Here is an 18,263-nt window from a genome sequence, read left to right on the forward strand (position 1 = left end):
GGAGATGAGCACCGGAGTGCCCGGCACCGACCTCACCGAGCAGGACCTGCTGCGGGAGATCGAACAGCTGCACGTCACCCGGAACGAGACGTTCCTGCACGGCTCGCACGACGCGTTGCGCGAGCACACCGCGCGCTCGTTCGCGTTGGAGCAGGAGTACCTGCGCAGGCACCCGGATCGCGACGTCGATCCGCGGCGGACCCGCGCGGGCGCGAGAGGAGGCCCGGTTCATGGCCAGTGACGCGGACCAGCAGATCCCCGAACAGCAGTCCACCGGTCCGACCCCAGGTGAGGGGCGCCGGAAACCGCGGATCGTGATCGTCGGCGGCGGCCACGTCGGGCTCACGGTGGCCATGCGCCTGCAGAAGGAGCTGGAGCCCGGCGAGGCGCGGATCACGGTGATCGATCCGCAGTCGCACATGACGTACCAGCCGTTCCTGCCGGAGGCGGCGGCCGGTTCGATCGAGCCCCGGCACATCGTGGTCCCGCTGCGCCAGACGTTGCGCCGCAGCGAAGTCCTCACCGCGCAGGTCACCTGCATCGACCACGGAGAACGTGAACTCACCGCGACGCTGGCCGACGGCACGGAGGAGCACTTGACCTTCGACGTGCTCGTCGTGGTGCCGGGTTCGGTCTCGAAGGCGCTGCCCATTCCGGGTTTGAGCGAGCGCGGCGTCGGGTTCAAGACGATCGGCGAGGCCATCTTCCTGCGCAACCACGTGCTGTCCCGGCTCGACATCGCGGCGAGCACGTCGGACGTGGAGTTGCGGCGGCGCCTGCTCACGTTCGTGTTCATCGGCGGCGGCTACGCGGGCATCGAGGCCATGGCCGAGTTGGAGAGCATGTCCCGCGAGGCCGTCCGCAGCTACCGGACCCTGGACACCGGTGACATGCGCTGGATCATGGTCGAGGCCACCGGCCGCATCATGCCGGAGGTCAGCGCCCCGATGGGCGAGTACACGCGTCGCCGCTTGGAGGAGCGCGGCATCGAGGTGAAGACCGGCACCACCGTCAAGTCGCTCACCGACGGGCACGTGATCCTCTCCGACGGCGACGAGTTCGACGCCGACACCATCGCCTGGACCGCCGGGGTCAAGCCGCACCCGATGCTGGAGGACTCGGACCTGCCCCGGGATGCCAGGGGCCGCGTCGAATGCACCCCGAAGCTCCAGGTGCGCGGCACCGAGGACGTGTTCGCGGCCGGGGACTGCGCCGCCGTCCCCGACTTGACCAGCGACGACGAGGACGCCCTGTGCAGCCCGTCGGCCCAGCACGCGGTGCGGCAGGCGAAGGTGCTGGCCGACAACGTGGTCGCTTCGCTGCGCGGCCACGAACTGCGCGACTACCGGCACCGCCACGCCGGTTCCGTTGCCGGCTTGGGCCGGTTCCAAGGGGCAGCGGAGGTCTACGGCATCAAGCTGAAGGGCCTGCCCGCCTGGCTGCTGCACCGCGTGTACCACCTCGCGAAGCTGCCCACGTTCCGCTTGAAGGCCCGGATCCTCGGGGACTGGCTCTTGGAGCTGCCGCTGAGCAGGCAGACCGTGGCTTTGGGTGAACTGCACGATCCGCGCGCCGAGTTCGTCCGGGCCGCCAACACCCGGGGCCTCCCCGGTGAGCACGGCAGAGCAGGCTGACCTGGCGAGCTGTTCCGGGAGGTTTTCGCAGCGCACGGCCTTGGCGAGGATCGCGTGGCCGTGCGCGGGCCTGCGATGATGATCTAAAGGGGACCCCCCTTTTCCGGCCCCCCAGGGGGCTGTTGTACGGTATGCAGGCACGCGATGAACGGGACCGAAACACCGGAACCGAACACCGCACAAGTGAATCAGGGGCTGTGGCGCAGTTGGTAGCGCACTTGACTGGCAGTCAAGGGGTCACGGGTTCGAATCCCGTCAGCTCCACTCGGAGGAGTCTGGTCGACGCTTGTGCGTCTTCCGGGCTCCTTTTCGTTTGTGCGGGGGTCGAGCCCCCGCAGGCCCCCCGGCGCGGTGGCTGGGGTGCGTCGGCTTCTTCCGCTGGGGTGCGTTCCCGGCCTGCTCGCCGACCAGCGGTTCGGTGTTCGAGCAAGCTCCCCCAGCCTCCACGTTGAAGTGGCAGATCACAGGGCCGATGTTCTACGGAACATCGGCCCTGTTTCCGTTCTGGGGGACAACTGCGAGGAGTGGGTCCCGGTCAGGATGGCTAGACGAGCGTGTCGCGCACGGCCGGCGCCTGTTCGACCAGGGCGCGGACCACCGCGCAGACCTCGTCGACCTGTTCTACCGAGATACCCAGGCCGGTCGGCAGCAGCACGACCCGTGCACTGAGTGTCTCGGTACGTGGCAACGGCCGGGGAGCGTGCAGCCGCCCGGCACCGGCGTAGGGCGGCGTGCGGTGACAGCCGGGGTGGAAATGGTCGCGCCCCAGCACGTTCTCGGCGTGCAGCGCGGTGATCACCTGGTCCCTGGAGAGCCCGGCAGAGCGGCTGTCCACCTCCATCACCACGTACGAGTGGTTGACGCGGTCGCCCGCCTCTGGGCGCCGCAGGCTGATGCCGGGCACCCCGTCCAGCCCGGCCGCGTAGTGCGCGTGCCGTTCGGTGTTCACCCGGATCAGCTCTTCCTTGCCTTCCAACGAGGCCAGGCCCATCGCGGCGGCGAGCTCGGTCATCTTGGCGTTGGTACCCAGTCCCTGCACCACACCGGCCTTGTCACGGCCGTAGTTGTGCAGGGCGCGCACGTGGGCGGCCAGGTCCGGGTCGTCGGTGACCACCGCGCCGCCTTCGGAGGCGTTGAGGAACTTCGTCGCGTGGAAGCTGAACACCTCGGCCCGCCCGAATCCGCCGATCGGCTTGCCCTGGTGCGCGCTGCCGAAGGCGTGCGCGCTGTCGTAGAACAGCGCCAGCCCGTGTTCGGCGGCGATTCCTGCCAGCGCGTCGACCGGCGCCGGATTGCCCCACAGGTGCACGCCGAGGATCGCGGTGGTCCGCGGCGTGATCAGCCGCTGGACCTCCTCCGGGTCGAGCTGCCCGGTCGTCAGGTCCACGTCGCAGAAGATCGGGGTCAGGCCTTCCCAGCGCATGGTGTGCGCCGTGGCGATGAAGGTGTAGGACGGCATGATCACTTCACCGTGCAGCCCCAGCACCCTGGCCATGATCTGCAGGCCGATCGAGGCGTTGCACAGTGCCACGCAGTGCGCCACGCCCGCGGCGTCGGCGATCCGGCGCTCGAACTCGGTCACCAGCGGCCCGGAGTGGGTCAGCACGTAGCTGTCCATGGCCTGCTTGACCAGGTCCAGCACCCGTTCCGGGTTCGAGATGTTGGGCTTGCCGACGTGCAGCTTCTCGGCGAAAGCCGGCGTACCGCCCAGGACGGCCAGCGGCCTGCCCACCGCGGTCATCGGTGACCTCCCACGAACTCCCGGATGGCGGCGACCATGTAGTCGATCATCTCCGGGGTGATCTTCGGGAACACGCCGATCCAGAAGGTCCGTTCGGTCACCACGTCGCTGTTGACCAGCGTGCCGGAGACGCGGAAATCCTGACCGAGGTAGGCCGGGTGCCGGGTGAGGTTGCCCGCGAACAGCAGCCTGGTGCCGATCCTGCGTGACTCGAGGAATTTCACGATCTCGGATCGGGCGAACGGGGCGTCCTCGGCGATGGTCAGCACGAAGCCGAACCAGCTCGGCTCGCTGCCGGGGGTGGCCTCGGGCAGCAGCAGGTGCGGCACCCCCTCCAGGCCGCGGCGCAGCCGGTTCCAGTTCCGGTTGCGCGCTTCACCGAACTCGGTCAGCTTGGTCAGCTGCGAGGAGGCCAGCGCCGCCTGGACGTCGGTGGCCTTCAGGTTGTAGCCGATGTGGGAGAAGATGTACTTGTGGTCGTAGCCCTCGGGCAGATCACCGAGCCGGTAGCCGAACCGCTTGTGGCAGGTGTCGCTTTCGCCTGGTTCACACCAGCAGTCCCGGCCCCAGTCGCGCAGCGACTCCACCACGCGCGCCAGCGCGAGGTTGTCGGTGAGCACGCAGCCGCCCTCCCCGGCCGTGATGTGGTGGGCGGGGTAGAAACTGACCGTGCTCAGGTCGCCGAACCCCCCGGTGAGTTCGCCCCGGTAGCTGGCCCCCACCCCGTCGCAGTTGTCCTCGACGAAAAGCAGGCCGCGTTCGTCGCAGAGATCGGCGATCTCCCTGGCCTCGAACGGGTTACCCAGTGCGTGCGCGATCATCACCGCCTTGGTCCTCGGCCCGATCGCGTCCGCGACCCGTTGCGCGGTGGTGTTGTAAGTACCCAGCTCGATGTCGACGAAAACCGGCTTCAGCCCACATTGCACGATGGGGTTGACGGTGGTGGGAAATCCCGCGGCGACGGTGATGACCTCGTCCCCGGGCCGCAGCCGCCGCTCGCCCAGCTCCGGCTGGCACAGGGAGGCCATCGCCAGCAGGTTCGCCGACGACCCTGAGTTCGTCAGGTGCGCCTTGCGCAGCCCGAGGGTCCGGGCGAAGTCCCGTTCGAACTTCCTCGCCGACGGGCCCGCGGTGATCCTCATGTCCAGCGCGGCTTCCACCATCGCCACTCGGTCGTTGGCGTCCAGTGTCGCCCCCGACGGCCAGATCGGTGTCACACCCGGCTGGAACGGTCGCTCCGCGACTTCCTTGTCGTAGTCGCGCACGAGCTGCAGCACCCGGGCTTTCAGTTCCGCGCCATGGTCGCTCATCAGCACTTCCTCCCCGGGTGGCGGGATACGGTGACCTCATACTTCCGTACGCAGGACTGGGTTTTTCCCCATACTCGGGTTACCTAGCATCGCAGGATGCGAGTGCTGATCGCGATCTCCGCCTGGCCGGGACACTTCATGCCGATGGTGCCGCTGGGCTGGGCTCTGCGCAGTGCCGGGCACGATGTGCGGGTGCTGTGCAGCCCGCAGGAGGTCGACGCGGTCGTCCGGACCGGTCTGCACCCCGACCCGCGCCTGCTGGGTTTACCGATGGTGTGGTCCACCAGGCTGATGAACCTTTTCAGCGCCTACCACGGGACCTGGCGCTACCCGGCCCGGCCGCTGCACCCCGACACCGGGGAGCCGCTGGACCTGGACACCTTCGACATGGGCGGCTGGTGGTCCGCCGCCGTGGACACGTTCGGCAGGCGATGGCGCCAGGACGCGGAGACGGCCGCGGCCTACGGCCGGGAATGGCGGCCCGACCTGGTGGTCCACGACCCGTTGAGCGCCGAAGGACCGCTGGCGGCGCACGCGGCCGGGGCCCTCAGCGTGGTGCACCTGTGGGGACCGACCGGAACAGAGGAACCACTGTGCACCACCGGCGGCTTCGGCGAGGGCGACCCGAGCCGGAACTCCCGCGCCAGGGACTCATTCGGCCCGGACAGCCCGTTCGGGTCCGCGGAGCTCGCCTCGGTGCTGGACCAGCAGCTCACCCAAGTGCTCGACCCGTGTCCCGGCGAGTTCGGGCTGAACAGCGTCGGCGCCAGGCTGCCCATCAGGTTCGTTCCGTACAACGGTCCGGGAACCCTCCCCGAGAAACTCCCCGAACGCGACGGCCGTCCACGTGTGTGCGTGGTGTGGGGCCGCACCACCACGCGTGGCTTCGGGCCGGTGGCGAACAAGGTTGAGCAGGCGGTCACCGCCGCGACCGAGCTCGGTGCGGAAGTGCTGCTGCTGGCCTCGGAATCCGACGCCGGCAACGCGGAACTGCCCGGGCAGGTGCACCGGCTCAGCGAGGTGCCGCTGCACCTGGTGTTGCCCACCTGTGACGCGGTGATCCACGCGGCAGGTGGCGGTTCCATCCTGACCTCGATGGTCTGCGGGGTGCCCCAGCTCATGCTGACGGTCGCCGAGAACGCCGAGAAGTGGTCGGCTGGAAGACTGGAACGGGCCGGTTGCGGGTTGTCCGTGCGCAATTACGAGGCCGACGTCCCCGCGATCAAGGTGGAGCTCGAACGTCTGCTGTCCGAACCGGCGTTCGCCGAGTCGGCTCGCCGGCTCGCCGGTGAGGCGCAATCCATGCCCTCCCCGGCCGCGGTGGCCGGTCAGCTGGAATCGCTCGTCTCGGCGCGGTGATCCGCCGCACCAAGTCCAATGTGGACAACTCGACAAGCTGGGATTAAACCTACATCTTTCCCGATACAACTGTGCTGTCAGGAGGTGGGTTCATGGCAACGGTGGAAGGACCCGTCCTGCGGGTGCCCGACGACACGCTGACGGGTCGGCTCGCACTCTCCGCGTCCACGGTGGACGGTGGCGTCAACTCCCTGGCCGACATCCGTTCCTGGCTCGCGCGGCGTCGTGCCAGTCAGCTCCACCACGTGGAGCGCATCCCGTTCTCCGGTCTGCGATCCTGGCGGTTCGAGGAAGGCTCGGCCGACCTGTGCCACGACAGCCACAAGTTCTTCCGTATCCAGGGATTGCGGGTCCACTCGGACTACCGGCACGTCCGGCAGTGGACGCAGCCGATCATCAACCAGCCGGAGATCGGCATACTCGGCATCCTGATCCGGGACATCGACGGGGTACCGCACTGCCTCATGCAGGCGAAGGCCGAGCCGGGCAACGTCAACGGGGCGCAGATCTCCCCGACGGTGCAAGCCACGCGGAGCAACTACCTCCGGGTGCACGCGGGAAACACCGTGCCGTACCTGGAGTACTTCCAGAACCTGCAGTCCGGCAGCGTACTCGCCGACGTGCTGCAGTCCGAGCAGGGCGCGTGGTTCTACCGCAAGCGCAACCGCAACATGATCGTCGAGGTGGACGGGCCGGTCGAGGCAGGCGACGACTTCTGCTGGGTGACCCTCGGGCAGCTGCACGTCCTTCTCGGTGAGGACAACACCGTCAACATGGACACCAGGACCGTGCTGGCCTGCATGCCGGGCGGTTTCGAAGGTGCCCTGGGTGACCAGGACGAGTTCATGTCGGCTCTGGTCAGCTCCTGCGACCCGGCGCGCGGCGGGCTACGCACCAGGACCGAGGCGATGAGCTGGATAACGTCCCGGGAAGCCCAGCACGACGTGCGGACCGAGCTGCTCGGGCTGAACGAGGTGCGGGAGTGGCGCCGTACCGAGGACGTCATCCGCCACGAGGAGGACCGCTTCTTCCGGGTCATGGCGGTGTCGGTGCGGGCGGACAGCCGCGAGGTGGCCGGCTGGACCCAGCCGCTGATCGAGCCCGTCGGTGTCGGCTCGATCGCGTTGCTGGTCAAACGAGTGGCCGGAGTGCTGCACGCGCTGGTGAGCGCACGGGTCGAGCCCGGCTACCGCAGCACCATCGAACTGGCGCCGACCCTGCAGTGCATCCCGGCGAACTATGCGGGATTACCGAGGGAACTGCACCCGCCGTTCCTCGACTACGTCCATGATCGTGATCCGCGCCAGGTGTGGTTCGACGCCGAACTGTCCGAGGAGGGCGGGCGCTTCTACCACGCCCGCAACCGGTACCAGATCATCGAGGCACCGGAAGACTTCCCGGACGGCGACCGGCCGGACTTCCAGTGGCTGACCCTGCACCAGCTCAACAGCCTGCTGATGCACTCGAACTACGTCAACGTCCAGGCCAGGACCTTGGTCGCGTGCCTGCGGGGGCTGCGGTGACCGCGCGGCTCTCGCTGGGCGTGCTCGGCTGCTCGGCCATCGCCCGGCGGCGCACGATTCCCGCGCTGGACTCGCTCGGCAACGTCCGGCTGGCCGCTGTCGCCAGCCGCTCGGCGGAGAAGGCGGAGCGATTCGCCGCGGCGTTCGGTGCCGAGCCGTGCGGCTACGTCGAGCTGATCGAGCGGCCGGACGTCGACGCGGTGTATCTCAGCCTGCCCAACATGCTGCACCACGAGTGGGCCAGGCGGGCGTTGCTGGCCGGCAAGCACGTGCTGTGCGAGAAGCCGCTCACCGGCGACCCGTCCACCACCGAGGAACTGATCGACCTGGCTGCCGAGCGGGGCCTGGTGCTGCGGGAGAACTTCGCCTTCCTGCACCACCCCCAGCACGCCAGGGTCCGGGAGCTGATGGCCGACGGAAGGCTCGGCGCGATCCGCACCCTGAGCGTGGCGTTCACCATCCCGTCGCTGCCGTCCGACGACATCCGCTACAACGCGGCACTCGGCGGCGGCTCACTGCTCGACCTCGGTGTCTACCCGCTACGGCTGGCGTGGCTGCTGTTCGGCGACGGGCTGTCGGTGGCGGGCGCGGCACTGCGGGTGGACGAGCGGCTGGGCGTGGACGTGGCGGGGCAGGCCCTGCTGGTCTCCCGCGGCGGTGTGTTCGTCGACCTGCAATTCGGTTTCCAGCACTCCTACCGGTGCCGGTACGAGGTGTGGGGGAGCACCGCCTCGCTGAGCCTGGACAGGGCGTTCACCCCGCCGCCGGAACACCGGCCGGCCATCGTCGTCGAGGAACAGGACCACGACGAGCGGTTCTTCCTGCCGCCGGCTCACCAGTTCCGGCTCTCGGTCTCGTCGTTCGCCGACGCGGCGCTGCGCGGGGCGGTGGCGAGCGAGGAGGAGCGCTGGCTGACCGGCGCCCTGGAGACCGCCCGGCTGGTCGAGGACGTCCGGGCGGCCTCGGCGGGGCACCTGGCCTGAGCACGGCGAGGTCAGGACCCCGCCAGTGCCTCGCCGATCCGGTCGCCGACCTCGGCGGCGTGGTCGACGAGGTAGAAATGGCCGCCGGGGAAGATGTGCTGCTGGAATCCGCCGGTGGTGTGCTCGCGCCACGAGGCGGCTTCCGCCAGGCTCACGTTCGGGTCCCTGTCGCCGATGAGCACGGTGACGGGGCAGGTGAGGCCGTGGTCGACGGTGGTGGAGTAGGACTCGATCGCCCGGTAGTCACCCCGGATGACGGGCAGCGTCATCCGCAGCACGTCCTCATCCTCCAGGAGTGCCTGTGGGGTGCCCTCCAGCCGGCGCAGCTCGGCGAGCACACCGTCGTCGTCGCGGTGCCCCACGCCGTCGTCGCGGGGCAGCGACGGGGCCCGCGAGCCGGACACCAGCAGGACACCGGGGCCGTGGTCGGCCCGTTCCAGCCGCCAGGCCGTCTCGAACGCGACCGCGGCGCCCATGCTGTGACCGAAGAACACCGTCGGCTTGGCGGGTTGTTCCCGCAGCTCCTCGGCGATCAGGTCAGCCAGGAGCCCGATGTCCTCGACGCACGGTTCGTGTCGGCGATCCTGACGACCCGGGTACTGGACGGCCACGACGTCCACCTCGGGGGCGAACCGTGCCGACACGGGGTGGAAGAAGCTCGCGGACCCGCCGGCGTGCGGGAAGCACACCAGCCGCCGGGTGCTCCGTGGCGCGGGGTGGTAGCGGCGCAACCAGGCCGTAGTGTTCTCGGTGATCGTCACAGTCCCAGTGAAGTCGCCGTGGGGCGGGCAAAACCCTAGTTTTGGCCGTAGTGGGTCACGTGCTTCGCGTTCCGGCCCGCAGCACAGCGGGCCCACCCGGTGAGCAACGAGCGGGCTCTCCGCTTTCCCCGGGACATGGGGAAATCGCTTGGGCTACCAGGCCGAATTCAGCGTCAGCTCGGCGTACTTCTGCTTCCACTCGGCCTGTCGGAGGTCCGACTCGACCATGGTCTGGATCAGCTCTTCGAAGGACAGGGTGGGTTTCCAGCCGAGTTCGGTGTGGGCTTTGGTGGGGTTGGCGCACAGCGTTTCGACCTCGGCGGGGCGGATGAGGTCGGGGTCGACGACGACGTGGTCGCGCCAGTCGAGGTCGACCGCCTCGAACGCGATGCGGGCGGTCTCCTGGACGGAGTGCATCGTGCCGGTGCCGATCACGTAGTCGGTGGGGATGGGCTGCTGGAGCATGAGGTGCATGGCTTTGACGTAGTCGCCGGCGTAGCCCCAGTCGCGTTGGGCGTCGAGGTTGCCCAGATGCAGCTCGTCCTGGTGGCCGAGTTTGATGTTGGCGGCGGCGAGGGTGATCTTGCGGGTGACGAATTCGGTGCCGCGGCGGGGTGATTCGTGGTTGAACAGGATCCCGGACACGGCGTACATGCCGAAGGATTCCCGGTAGTTGCGGGTGATGTAGTGACCGTAGGTCTTGGCGACTCCGTACGGGCTGCGCGGGTGGAAGATGGTCGTCTCGTGCTGGGGTGTTTCGGCGACCTTGCCGAACATCTCCGACGAGGACGCCTGGTAGAAGCGAATGTCGCTGCTGTTGCTGGTGCGGGACTTGTCGAGCCCGCTGACCAGCCGGATGGCCTCCAGCATGCGCAGCACGCCCATGCCGTTGATCTCGGTGGTCAGTTCTGCCTGCTGCCAGGACAGCGGAACGAACGAGATCGCCCCGAGGTTGTAGACCTCGTCGGGCTGTACCTGATCGATCGCGGACACCAGACTGCCCTCGTCCATCAGGTCTCCATCCACGAAGGACAGATCGGCCATCAGCTGGCTGATGCGGGACTTCCTCGGATTCGCCTGACCACGGATCATGCCCCATACCTGGTAACCGAGACCGAGCAGGTGCTCGGCGAGGTAGGAGCCGTCCTGGCCGGTGATACCGGTGATCAACGCACGTTTGGGCACGGGCTTTCTCCTTCCGGCACCGTAGGCCAGCTTGCCGACCTCGGTTGAGGACACCGACTGCGCACATTTCTCGGTACGCCACTGCCACGATTGAACGCGATCGAGACTAGGGATTCCTCCAGGCATCAGCGGTCATCCTCGTGGGCCTGGAGTTCTCCCTGCGCCGGTGGCGGGCGAGTCGAACCCGGTGAGGAACTCGTACTTGCTGATTGATGCCGAGCTCCCGAGCACCATGTGAAAACGGCCTGCCCGACGACATGGCCAGCCGAACCGCTTCCTCGCGAAACTCCGGCGAGCGCAAAATCACGCGTCCCACTGAATTGCTTCCTCATTCCCTGAACAAAGACGCCTCATTGGGCCCCTGTCCGAGAACTTCGAGGCACCTCAGCCGGCGGTCAGCCTGCGCAGGTCCGACTCGGCCATCGTCTGGATCAGCTCTTCGAAGGACAGGGTGGGTTTCCAGCCGAGTTCGGTGTGGGCTTTGGTGGGGTTGGCGCACAGCGTTTCGACCTCGGCGGGGCGGATGAGGTCGGGGTCGACGACGACGTGGTCGCGCCAGTCGAGGTCGACCGCCTCGAACGCGATGCGGGCGGTCTCCTGGACGGAGTGCATCGTGCCGGTGCCGATCACGTAGTCGGTGGGGATGGGCTGCTGGAGCATGAGGTGCATGGCTTTGACGTAGTCGCCGGCGTAGCCCCAGTCGCGTTGGGCGTCGAGGTTGCCCAGATGCAGCTCGTCCTGGTGGCCGAGTTTGATGTTGGCGGCGGCGAGGGTGATCTTGCGGGTGACGAACCCGGTGCCGCGGCGGGGTGATTCGTGGTTGAACAGGATCCCGGACACGGCGTACATGCCGAAGGATTCCCGGTAGTTGCGGGTGATGTAGTGACCGTAGGTCTTGGCCACGCCGTACGGGCTGCGCGGGTGGAAGATGGTCGTCTCGTGCTGCGGTGTTTCGGCGACCTTGCCGAACATCTCCGACGAGGACGCCTGGTAGAAGCGAATGTCGCCGCTGCCGGCAGCGGACTCGTCGAGTCCGCAGACGACGCGGATGGCCTCCAGCACGCGCAGCACGCCCATGCCGTTGACCTCGGTGGTCAGCTCCGCGTGCTGCCAGGTGGTGGGCACGTATGAGGTACCTGCCAGGTTGTAGATCTCGTCGGGCCGAGCCCGCTCCACGGCGGCCACCAGGCTCGCGCTGTCGTCGAACTCTGCCCTGGTGAACGACAAGTCGTCGACGAGGTGCGCGATCCGGGAGGTCGCCGGATCGCTGTCGCGCCGGAGCACGCCCCACACCTGGTACCCGAGGTCGAGCAAGTGTTCGGCGAGGTAGGAGCCGTCCTGGCCGGTGATCCCCGTGATCAACGCGCGCTTGGCCATGTCTCCCCTTCCTGCGGGCGGAGCGCTCTGCGGCGCGGCGCCGCCCTGCCGGACAGCGTCCGCGCCTCACGTTAGCCGAGGGTGACTGGGCGTTTTCCCACACCGCCCGTGCAACTAGGGGTTTTCCAGCACCGGCCGCGCGATGCTGTGGCCCATGAACTCCGTTCGGCGTCCGATCCTGTTCGTCAGCATGCCCGAGAGCGGCCTGCTCAACCCGCTGCTGGTGCTAGCCGGCGAGTTCGCCCGGCGCGGCGTTCCGGACCTGGCCTTCGCGACCGACGAGACCCGCCGGGCGGACGTGGAGCGGCTGGACGGGGTCGAGTTCGTGTCCATGGGACGCGCCCCGGCCGGGTTGACGCCGTCCACGATGGATGCCGAGACCTTCCGCGCCGCCGCGCAGCCGAACCGGTTCCGGTCCCTGCGCGCCGGTGTCGAGCTGATGTACCAGCCCGACCGGCAGGCGGATGGCATGCGAGCCCTGCGCACCGCGGTCGACGAGCGGCGCCCGGCGCTGATGGTGATCGACAGCATGAGCATGTTCCCGATCGCGCTCGCGGTCAGCAGGGGGATCCCGTTCGTGGTGAGCAATCCGTTCCTGCCGAGTCATGCGATGACCTGGCACGTGCCGTTGCCGTTCGGATCACACCTGCCCAAGGGCTTCCCGGCGCCCAACACCGGGCTGCCGCATCCGATGAGCGCACGCCAGCGGCTGGCCAACCGGCTGTTCCAGCTGCGCGGCCTGACCATGCTGTTCGGCTCCAGGATGCGCGAACGGTTCGGCGCGTACACGCGGCTGTGCCGCGAGCTGGACATCTCACCGGAGGCCCAGCGCCCCCGGGTGTCGGCCGACGTGGCGGAGCTGGTGCTGACCTACTCGGTCGCCGAGCTGGAGTACCCGGTCGACCTCCCGTCGACGATGCGCCTGGTGGGCACCATGCTGCCGCCGCTGCCGGAATCGGCAGGCGACGACGACATCACCGCCTGGCTCGACGCGCACCCCTCGGTCGTCTACGTGGGGCTGGGCACGATCACGCAGCTCACCAGGGACGACGTGCACGCTCTGATCGAGGTGGCCCGCCGGCTGGACGGCCGCCACCACGTTCTCTGGCGGCTGAGCGAGCGGCAGCAGGAGTTGCTGCCGCCGGTCGACCGCCTGCCCGCGAACCTGCGGGTCGAGTCCTGGCTGCCGTCCCAGCTCGACGTCCTGGCTCACCCCAGCATCAAGGTGTTCCTCACCCACGGGGGCAGCAACGGCTTCCACGAGGCACTCTACTTCGGCAAACCGATGGTCATCCGTCCATTGTGGACAGACTGTCACGACGTCGCGGCCCGCGGCCGCAGCGCGGGGGTGAGCCTCACCCTGGACCGGCCCCACCGCACCGACCCGGACGACATCACCGGCAAGCTGGAGGCGGTGCTCGGCGACGACTCCTACCGGCAACGCGCCGACCGCCTCGCCACCCTGCTGGGTGCGGCGGGCGGGCGGAGTGCGGCAGCCGACGCCGTCCTCGCGCTACCGGCGCTGACCGGCGACACCGCGCCGGTGACCGGCGCCGCGGGCGTGGAGTGATGCCGTGCTGATCCGCCTGCTCCGCCGGTACCTGCGCCCCTACCGGGGGATGGTCGTGCTCGCGGGGCTGCTCCAGCTGGTCGAGGTCGTGGCGATGCTGCTCCTGCCGACGCTGAACGCCAGCATCATCGACCGCGGGGTGGTCGCCGGCGACCAGGGGCACATCCTGTGGATGGGCGCGCTGATGGTGCTGGTCGCGGCTGCGGCGGCGGGGGCGGGGATCGGCTCGGTCCTCTGTGGCGCGCGGGCGGCCCTGTCGCTGGGCCGCGACCTGCGGTCGGAGGTCTTCTACCGGGGCCAGGGCCTGTCCACCCAGCAGGTGGAGCGGATCGGCGGGTCGTCACTGACCACCCGCAGCACCAACGACGTGCAGCAGGTGGAGACGGTGGCATTCGACGGTCTCACCGCCCTCGCCGCGGTGCCGGCCATCTGCCTGGGCAGCGTCGCGCTCGCGCTGTCGCAGGACGTGCCGCTGTCGTTCGTGCTGCTGGCGTTCATCCCGGTGATCATCGTGCTGGTCTGGGTCGCGCAGCGCAGGCTGACCGCGGTCTACGGCCGGATCCAGTCCGCGATCGACCGGTTGAACCGGATCGTCGGCGAGCAGGTCTCCGGGGCAAGGGTGGTGCGGGCCTTCGCCCGCGACGCCCACGAACGCGAGCGGTTCGGGCGCACCAACGCCGAACTCCTCGGCCACTCGCTGCGGGCCGGACGGCTGTTCGCGCTGATGTTCCCCGCCGTCTCACTCGCCTCCGGCATCGGCACCGTCGCCGTCGTCTGGCTCGGCGCGGTCCGGGTGGACGGCGGTGAGATCGGGATCGGCACGGTGAACGCCTTCGTCGAGTACCTGGTGTACATCACCTGGTCGATCACCATGGCGACGTTCGTGTTCCTGGTCGTGCCGAGGGCGAGCGTGTCGGCACGGCGGATCCGCGAGGTGCTCGACACCGAGCCGGACGTGACGCCCCCCGTGCCCGCCCGGACGGGCCGCTCCCGCGGCACCCTGCTGCTGCGCGGCGTGACGTATCGCTATCCCGGCGCGGAACTCCCGTCGGTGCACGGTGTGGACCTGCGGGCCGGGCCGGGGGAGACGGTGGCGGTGATCGGCAGTACCGGCAGCGGCAAGACCACCCTGCTCAACCTCGTGCTCCGCGGCGTCGACGTCACCGAGGGAGCGGTACTGGTCAACGGGGTCGACGTCCGTGAGCTGGACCCGGAGGAGCTGACGGTGACCGTCGGTGTCGTGCCGCAGCGGGCGCAGCTGTTCTCCGGCACCGTCGCCGCCAACCTCCGCTTCGGCGACCCGGATGCCACCGACGCCGAACTCTGGCGCGCGCTCGACGTCGCCCAGGCCCGCGAACTCGTCGAGAACCTGCCCGGCGGCCTGGCCGCGGAGATCGCCGGCGGCGGCGCGGACCTTTCCGGCGGGCAGCGGCAGCGGATCACCATCGCCCGGACGCTGGTGCGACGGCCGCCGGTCTACCTGTTCGACGACTGCTTCTCCGCGCTCGACCCGGCCACCGAAGCGGCTCTGCTGGCGGCGTTGCGTGCGGAGACCGCGTCGGCCACGGTGCTCGTCGTCGCCCAGCGGGTGAGCACGGTCCGGCACGCGGACCGGATCGTCGTGCTCGACGAGGGCAGGGTGGTCGGCTCCGGCCCGCACGAGGAACTCCTCGCCACCTGCGAGATCTACCGCGACATCGCGTCCTCGCAGCAGGCCGGGATGGGTGCCCGGTGACCGGGCGGGCGGACGCGGAGCCGGGTACCGCGCGTCAGGTGCTGGCCAGGCTGGCCCCGTACCGGTGGCTGCTGGGTGTGCTGGTCGTCGCCGGGATCGGTGGCGCGACGATGAGCGCGCTGGTCGTGCCCGCGATCCTCGGTAAGGCGACCGATCTGGTCGTCAGCGGCGCACGCGGGAACGGGGTCGACTTCGGGGCGCTCGGGGAAATGCTGGTCCTGTTGCTCGTTCTGTACGCGGCGGGCGCCATCCTCGGTTGTGCGCAGGCGTGGCTCGCCGCCGTGGTCGTCCGGCGGGTGATGTTCGACCTGCGCCGGGACGCGTCGGCGAAGCTCGGCCGGTTGCCACTGCGTTACTTCGACGGTCACTCCCGTGGCGACCTGATGAGCAGGCTGACCAACGACGTCGACACCTTCCAGCAGTCGTTGCAGCAGGTGGTGGAGCAGTTCACCGTGCGGTCGTTCACGATGGTCGGCGGTGCGGTGATGATGTGTGTCTACTCGCCGCTGCTCGCCGTGATCGTGCTCTGCTCGCTGCCACTGGCCGGTCTGCTCACCGCGCGGATCATGCGGCAGGCGCGGGCCCGTTTCGACGAGCAGCGTACGGCCACCGGGGCGCTGACCGCGCACGTCGACGAGTCTTACACCGCGCACTCGCTGATCACCGCGTTCGGCCGCCGTGGCCGGATGAAGCGGGATTTCGACCGGCACAACGACGCCGTGCGTGCCGCCGGACTGCGTGGTGAGGTCGCCGCGAAGGCCGCCGAGCCGGTGATGTACCTGATCACCAACCTGACCTACGTGGTGGTCGCCGTCATCGGGGCGCTGCGGGTGGTGGCCGGCTCGCTCACCATCGGCGACGTGCAGGCGTTCGGGCTCTACAGCGGCAGGTTCGGCGTCGACGCGGGCATGACCGCCGGGATCGTCGGTGACGCGCAGGCGGGGCTCGCCGCCGCCGGGCGGATCTTCGCGTTCCTGAACGCGGCCGAACAGGAGCCCGACCCGCCCGCCCCGCCGCGGCCGTCACCAGGCCGGGGCCGGGTGGTGTTCGACCGGGTCTCGTTCCGGTACACACCGGAGACACCGCTGATCGAGGACCTGTCGCTGACCATCGAGCCCGGCCGGACGGTGGCGCTCGTCGGGTCGACCGGTGCGGGCAAGACCACGCTCGCCAACCTGCTGATGCGGTTCTACGAGGTGGACGGCGGCAGCATCCTGGTCGACGGCACCGACATCGCCGCGCTGCGCCGGGAGGACGCGCGCCGGCTGAGCGGGTTGGTGCTGCAGGACACCTGGCTGTTCCACGGCACGATCGCGGACAACATCGCCTACGGCAGGCAGGGCGCGACCCGGGCGGAGGTGGAGGCCGCCGCCCGTGCCACCCGGGTGGACCGCTTCGTGCGGACGCTGCCCGACGGGTACGACACCGTGCTCGGCGAGTCGGCCGGGATCAGCGCGGGGGAGCGGCAGCTGATCACCGTGGCCAGGGCGTTCCTGGCCGATCCGCCGGTTCTCGTGCTGGACGAGGCGACCAGTTCGGTCGACACCCGCAGCGAGCTGCACGTCCAGCGGGCCATGAAGGCCGTGCGGGCCGGCCGGACCAGCTTCGTGATCGCGCACCGGCTGTCCACCATCAGGGACGCGGACCTGATCCTCGTGCTGGAGTCCGGCCGCATCGTCGAACGCGGCACACACGACGAACTGCTCGCCGCCGGCGGGCGCTACGCCCGGTTGCTCGCCGCTCAGCGGACCTCGTTCTGGTCCAGAACCGGGGTGTGACCGCGGTACCGCGGTGCTCCCGTTGTCACTCTAGGGATTTCCCGACTGGCGCCGGACGAGACTCGCAACGAACCCCGAGCGAGCCGAGAAGGTGGACTGACAATGACAGTGTCAGAGGAACTGCCCGCCCTGGAGTCCTTGCGCTCGCCCGCACTCGGTGAGAACCCCATGTTGCGTTCCATGCAGGAGCAGAAGCCGATCTGGCGGGTGCGCACGGAGACCAGGGACGAGGCCTGGCTGGTTCTCGGCGCCGACGAGGTCAAGAAGCTGATGCTCGACCGCAGGCTCGTCCGGACCCACCCCAAGCCCGACGATGCGGCCCAGTTCACCGACAACCCGATCTTCCGCATGATCGCCGGCGGCACGGGCGACGGCGGGGACGCCCACCCCTACGACGTGCACGCCCAGCAGCGCTCGCTGCTCATGCCGTTGTTCACCCACAAGAAGATGGCGGCGTTGCGGCCCAAGGTCGAGAAGATCGTGCACGAGGCGATCGACCGGATGCTCACCATGACACCGCCGGTGGACCTGCAGGCCGCGATCTCCGTGCCGGTGCCACTGGTCGTGCTGTGCGAGCTGATGGGCGTTCCCGAGGACGAGCGCGACCACTTCGCCGTCCTGCTCGACCGGATGCACCTCGTCGGTGACGACTCCGGCCAGGCCGACTTCTTCGGTTACCTGATGGAACTGACCGCGCGCAAACGGTCCGAGCCCGCCGACGACGTGCTCTCCACCGTCGCCGCCATCCCGGGCTGCACGGACGCGATCACCGCGACCACCGCCTGCCTGCTGGTGTTCGCCGGGCACGAGAGCGTCTCGTCGCACATCAGCAACGGAATGGCCCGGCTGCTGACCCGGCCGGACCTGCGCGCGCAACTGACCGCCGACCCGGACCTCATCGACAACGCGGTCGAGGAACTGTTGCGCACGGCCAACTTCGGCGGCGGCTGGCAGCCGCACTACGCGTACGAGGACATCGAGATGTGCGGTGTGACCATCCGCGCGGGTGACCTGGTGCTGCCCGACTTCGCCATGGCCAACTACGACCCGCGCGCCTTCGACGCCCCGGACGAGATCGACTTCCACCGCGCGCCGAACAACCACCTGACCTTCGCGCACGGGGTGTGGCACTGCGTCGGCGCCTCGCTGGCGCGGCTGGAGTTGCGCATCGTGTTCAGCCTCCTGCTCGAGCGGCTGCCGACCCTGCACCTGGCGATTCCGCCGGAGGAACTCGGTGCCCGCGGCGAGGACGAACCCGAGCGCCTGGCCTCCACCCTGTCCCGTCTCCCGATGGCCTGGTAACCCCC

General features: G+C 69.2%; 14 protein-coding genes and 1 tRNA gene. 10 read left to right on the forward strand and 5 right to left on the reverse strand.

Translation table 11 applies throughout. The features are described 5' to 3' along the window. Positions 1–4 precede the first annotated feature (4 nt). The 3 genes from OOZ19_RS12355 (at position 5) to OOZ19_RS12365 (ending at position 1,898) form a co-directional block, all read left to right on the forward strand. Positions 5–241 carry a DUF6158 family protein gene (locus tag OOZ19_RS12355; protein WP_266090234.1) on the forward strand — a complete coding sequence of 79 codons (237 nt, stop codon included), beginning with the start codon at positions 5–7 and terminating at the stop codon, positions 239–241. Beyond that, complete coding sequence (locus tag OOZ19_RS12360) at positions 231–1,634, forward strand: NAD(P)/FAD-dependent oxidoreductase (protein ID WP_266090235.1); 1,404 nt, start codon at positions 231–233, stop codon at positions 1,632–1,634. Before OOZ19_RS12355 ends, OOZ19_RS12360 begins: the two co-directional genes overlap by 11 nt. A gap of 191 nt (positions 1,635–1,825) precedes the next feature. Next, positions 1,826–1,898 (forward strand) — tRNA-Ala (locus OOZ19_RS12365). 280 nt (positions 1,899–2,178) lie between these two features. On the opposite strand, the gene OOZ19_RS12370 is transcribed toward OOZ19_RS12365, so the two are convergent. Further along, positions 2,179–3,375, reverse strand: coding sequence for a DegT/DnrJ/EryC1/StrS family aminotransferase (locus OOZ19_RS12370; protein ID WP_266090236.1), 1,197 nt, complete (start codon positions 3,373–3,375; stop codon positions 2,179–2,181). Then, positions 3,372–4,685: a lipopolysaccharide biosynthesis protein RfbH gene (gene rfbH, locus OOZ19_RS12375; RefSeq protein WP_266090237.1), complete on the reverse strand. Its 1,314-nt coding sequence runs from the start codon at positions 4,683–4,685 to the stop codon at positions 3,372–3,374. The genes OOZ19_RS12370 and rfbH overlap by 4 nt, the downstream gene beginning before the upstream one ends. 96 nt (positions 4,686–4,781) lie before the next feature. Here rfbH and OOZ19_RS12380 point away from each other — a divergent pair, with 96 nt between their 5' ends. From OOZ19_RS12380 to OOZ19_RS12390, 3 genes are all read left to right on the forward strand, one after another. After that, positions 4,782–6,044 (forward strand): nucleotide disphospho-sugar-binding domain-containing protein, encoded by a 1,263-nt coding sequence (locus OOZ19_RS12380; RefSeq protein ID WP_266090238.1) that lies wholly within the window; start codon positions 4,782–4,784, stop codon positions 6,042–6,044. 92 nt (positions 6,045–6,136) lie between these two features. Continuing rightward, a complete protein-coding gene (locus OOZ19_RS12385) occupies positions 6,137–7,567 on the forward strand; it encodes an NDP-hexose 2,3-dehydratase family protein (protein WP_266090239.1) in 1,431 nt (476 codons plus the stop codon). Next, positions 7,546–8,550, forward strand: a complete 1,005-nt coding sequence (locus OOZ19_RS12390) for a Gfo/Idh/MocA family protein (protein ID WP_266090240.1) — start codon at positions 7,546–7,548, stop codon at positions 8,548–8,550. Before OOZ19_RS12385 ends, OOZ19_RS12390 begins: the two co-directional genes overlap by 22 nt. A gap of 11 nt (positions 8,551–8,561) precedes the next feature. Here OOZ19_RS12390 and OOZ19_RS12395 read toward each other — a convergent pair whose 3' ends face one another. From OOZ19_RS12395 to OOZ19_RS12405, 3 genes are all read right to left on the reverse strand, one after another. Further along, positions 8,562–9,311, reverse strand: a complete 750-nt coding sequence (locus tag OOZ19_RS12395) for a thioesterase II family protein (protein WP_266090241.1) — start codon at positions 9,309–9,311, stop codon at positions 8,562–8,564. A 153-nt stretch (positions 9,312–9,464) separates the two neighbouring features. Then, positions 9,465–10,496 (reverse strand): GDP-mannose 4,6-dehydratase, encoded by a 1,032-nt coding sequence (locus OOZ19_RS12400; RefSeq protein WP_266090242.1) that lies wholly within the window; start codon positions 10,494–10,496, stop codon positions 9,465–9,467. Positions 10,497–10,880: 384 nt separating this feature from the next. Further along, entirely contained in the window at positions 10,881–11,873 is a 993-nt protein-coding gene (locus OOZ19_RS12405; protein ID WP_266090243.1) for a GDP-mannose 4,6-dehydratase, read from the reverse strand. A gap of 154 nt (positions 11,874–12,027) precedes the next feature. Here OOZ19_RS12405 and OOZ19_RS12410 point away from each other — a divergent pair, with 154 nt between their 5' ends. The 4 genes from OOZ19_RS12410 to OOZ19_RS12425 all read left to right on the forward strand — a co-directional run bounded on the left by OOZ19_RS12410 (position 12,028) and on the right by OOZ19_RS12425 (position 18,258). Further along, complete coding sequence (locus OOZ19_RS12410; protein ID WP_266090244.1) at positions 12,028–13,443, forward strand: glycosyltransferase; 1,416 nt, start codon at positions 12,028–12,030, stop codon at positions 13,441–13,443. A 4-nt stretch (positions 13,444–13,447) separates the two neighbouring features. Beyond that, complete coding sequence (locus OOZ19_RS12415; RefSeq protein ID WP_266090245.1) at positions 13,448–15,178, forward strand: ABC transporter ATP-binding protein; 1,731 nt, start codon at positions 13,448–13,450, stop codon at positions 15,176–15,178. Beyond that, positions 15,175–16,956, forward strand: coding sequence for an ABC transporter ATP-binding protein (locus tag OOZ19_RS12420; protein ID WP_266090246.1), 1,782 nt, complete (start codon positions 15,175–15,177; stop codon positions 16,954–16,956). The genes OOZ19_RS12415 and OOZ19_RS12420 overlap by 4 nt, the downstream gene beginning before the upstream one ends. A 102-nt stretch (positions 16,957–17,058) precedes the next feature. Beyond that, positions 17,059–18,258, forward strand: coding sequence for a cytochrome P450 (locus tag OOZ19_RS12425; RefSeq protein WP_266090247.1), 1,200 nt, complete (start codon positions 17,059–17,061; stop codon positions 18,256–18,258). Positions 18,259–18,263 lie beyond the last annotated feature (5 nt).

Source organism: Saccharopolyspora sp. NFXS83, assembly GCF_026241095.1.
GTDB lineage: Bacteria > Actinomycetota > Actinomycetes > Mycobacteriales > Pseudonocardiaceae > Saccharopolyspora_C.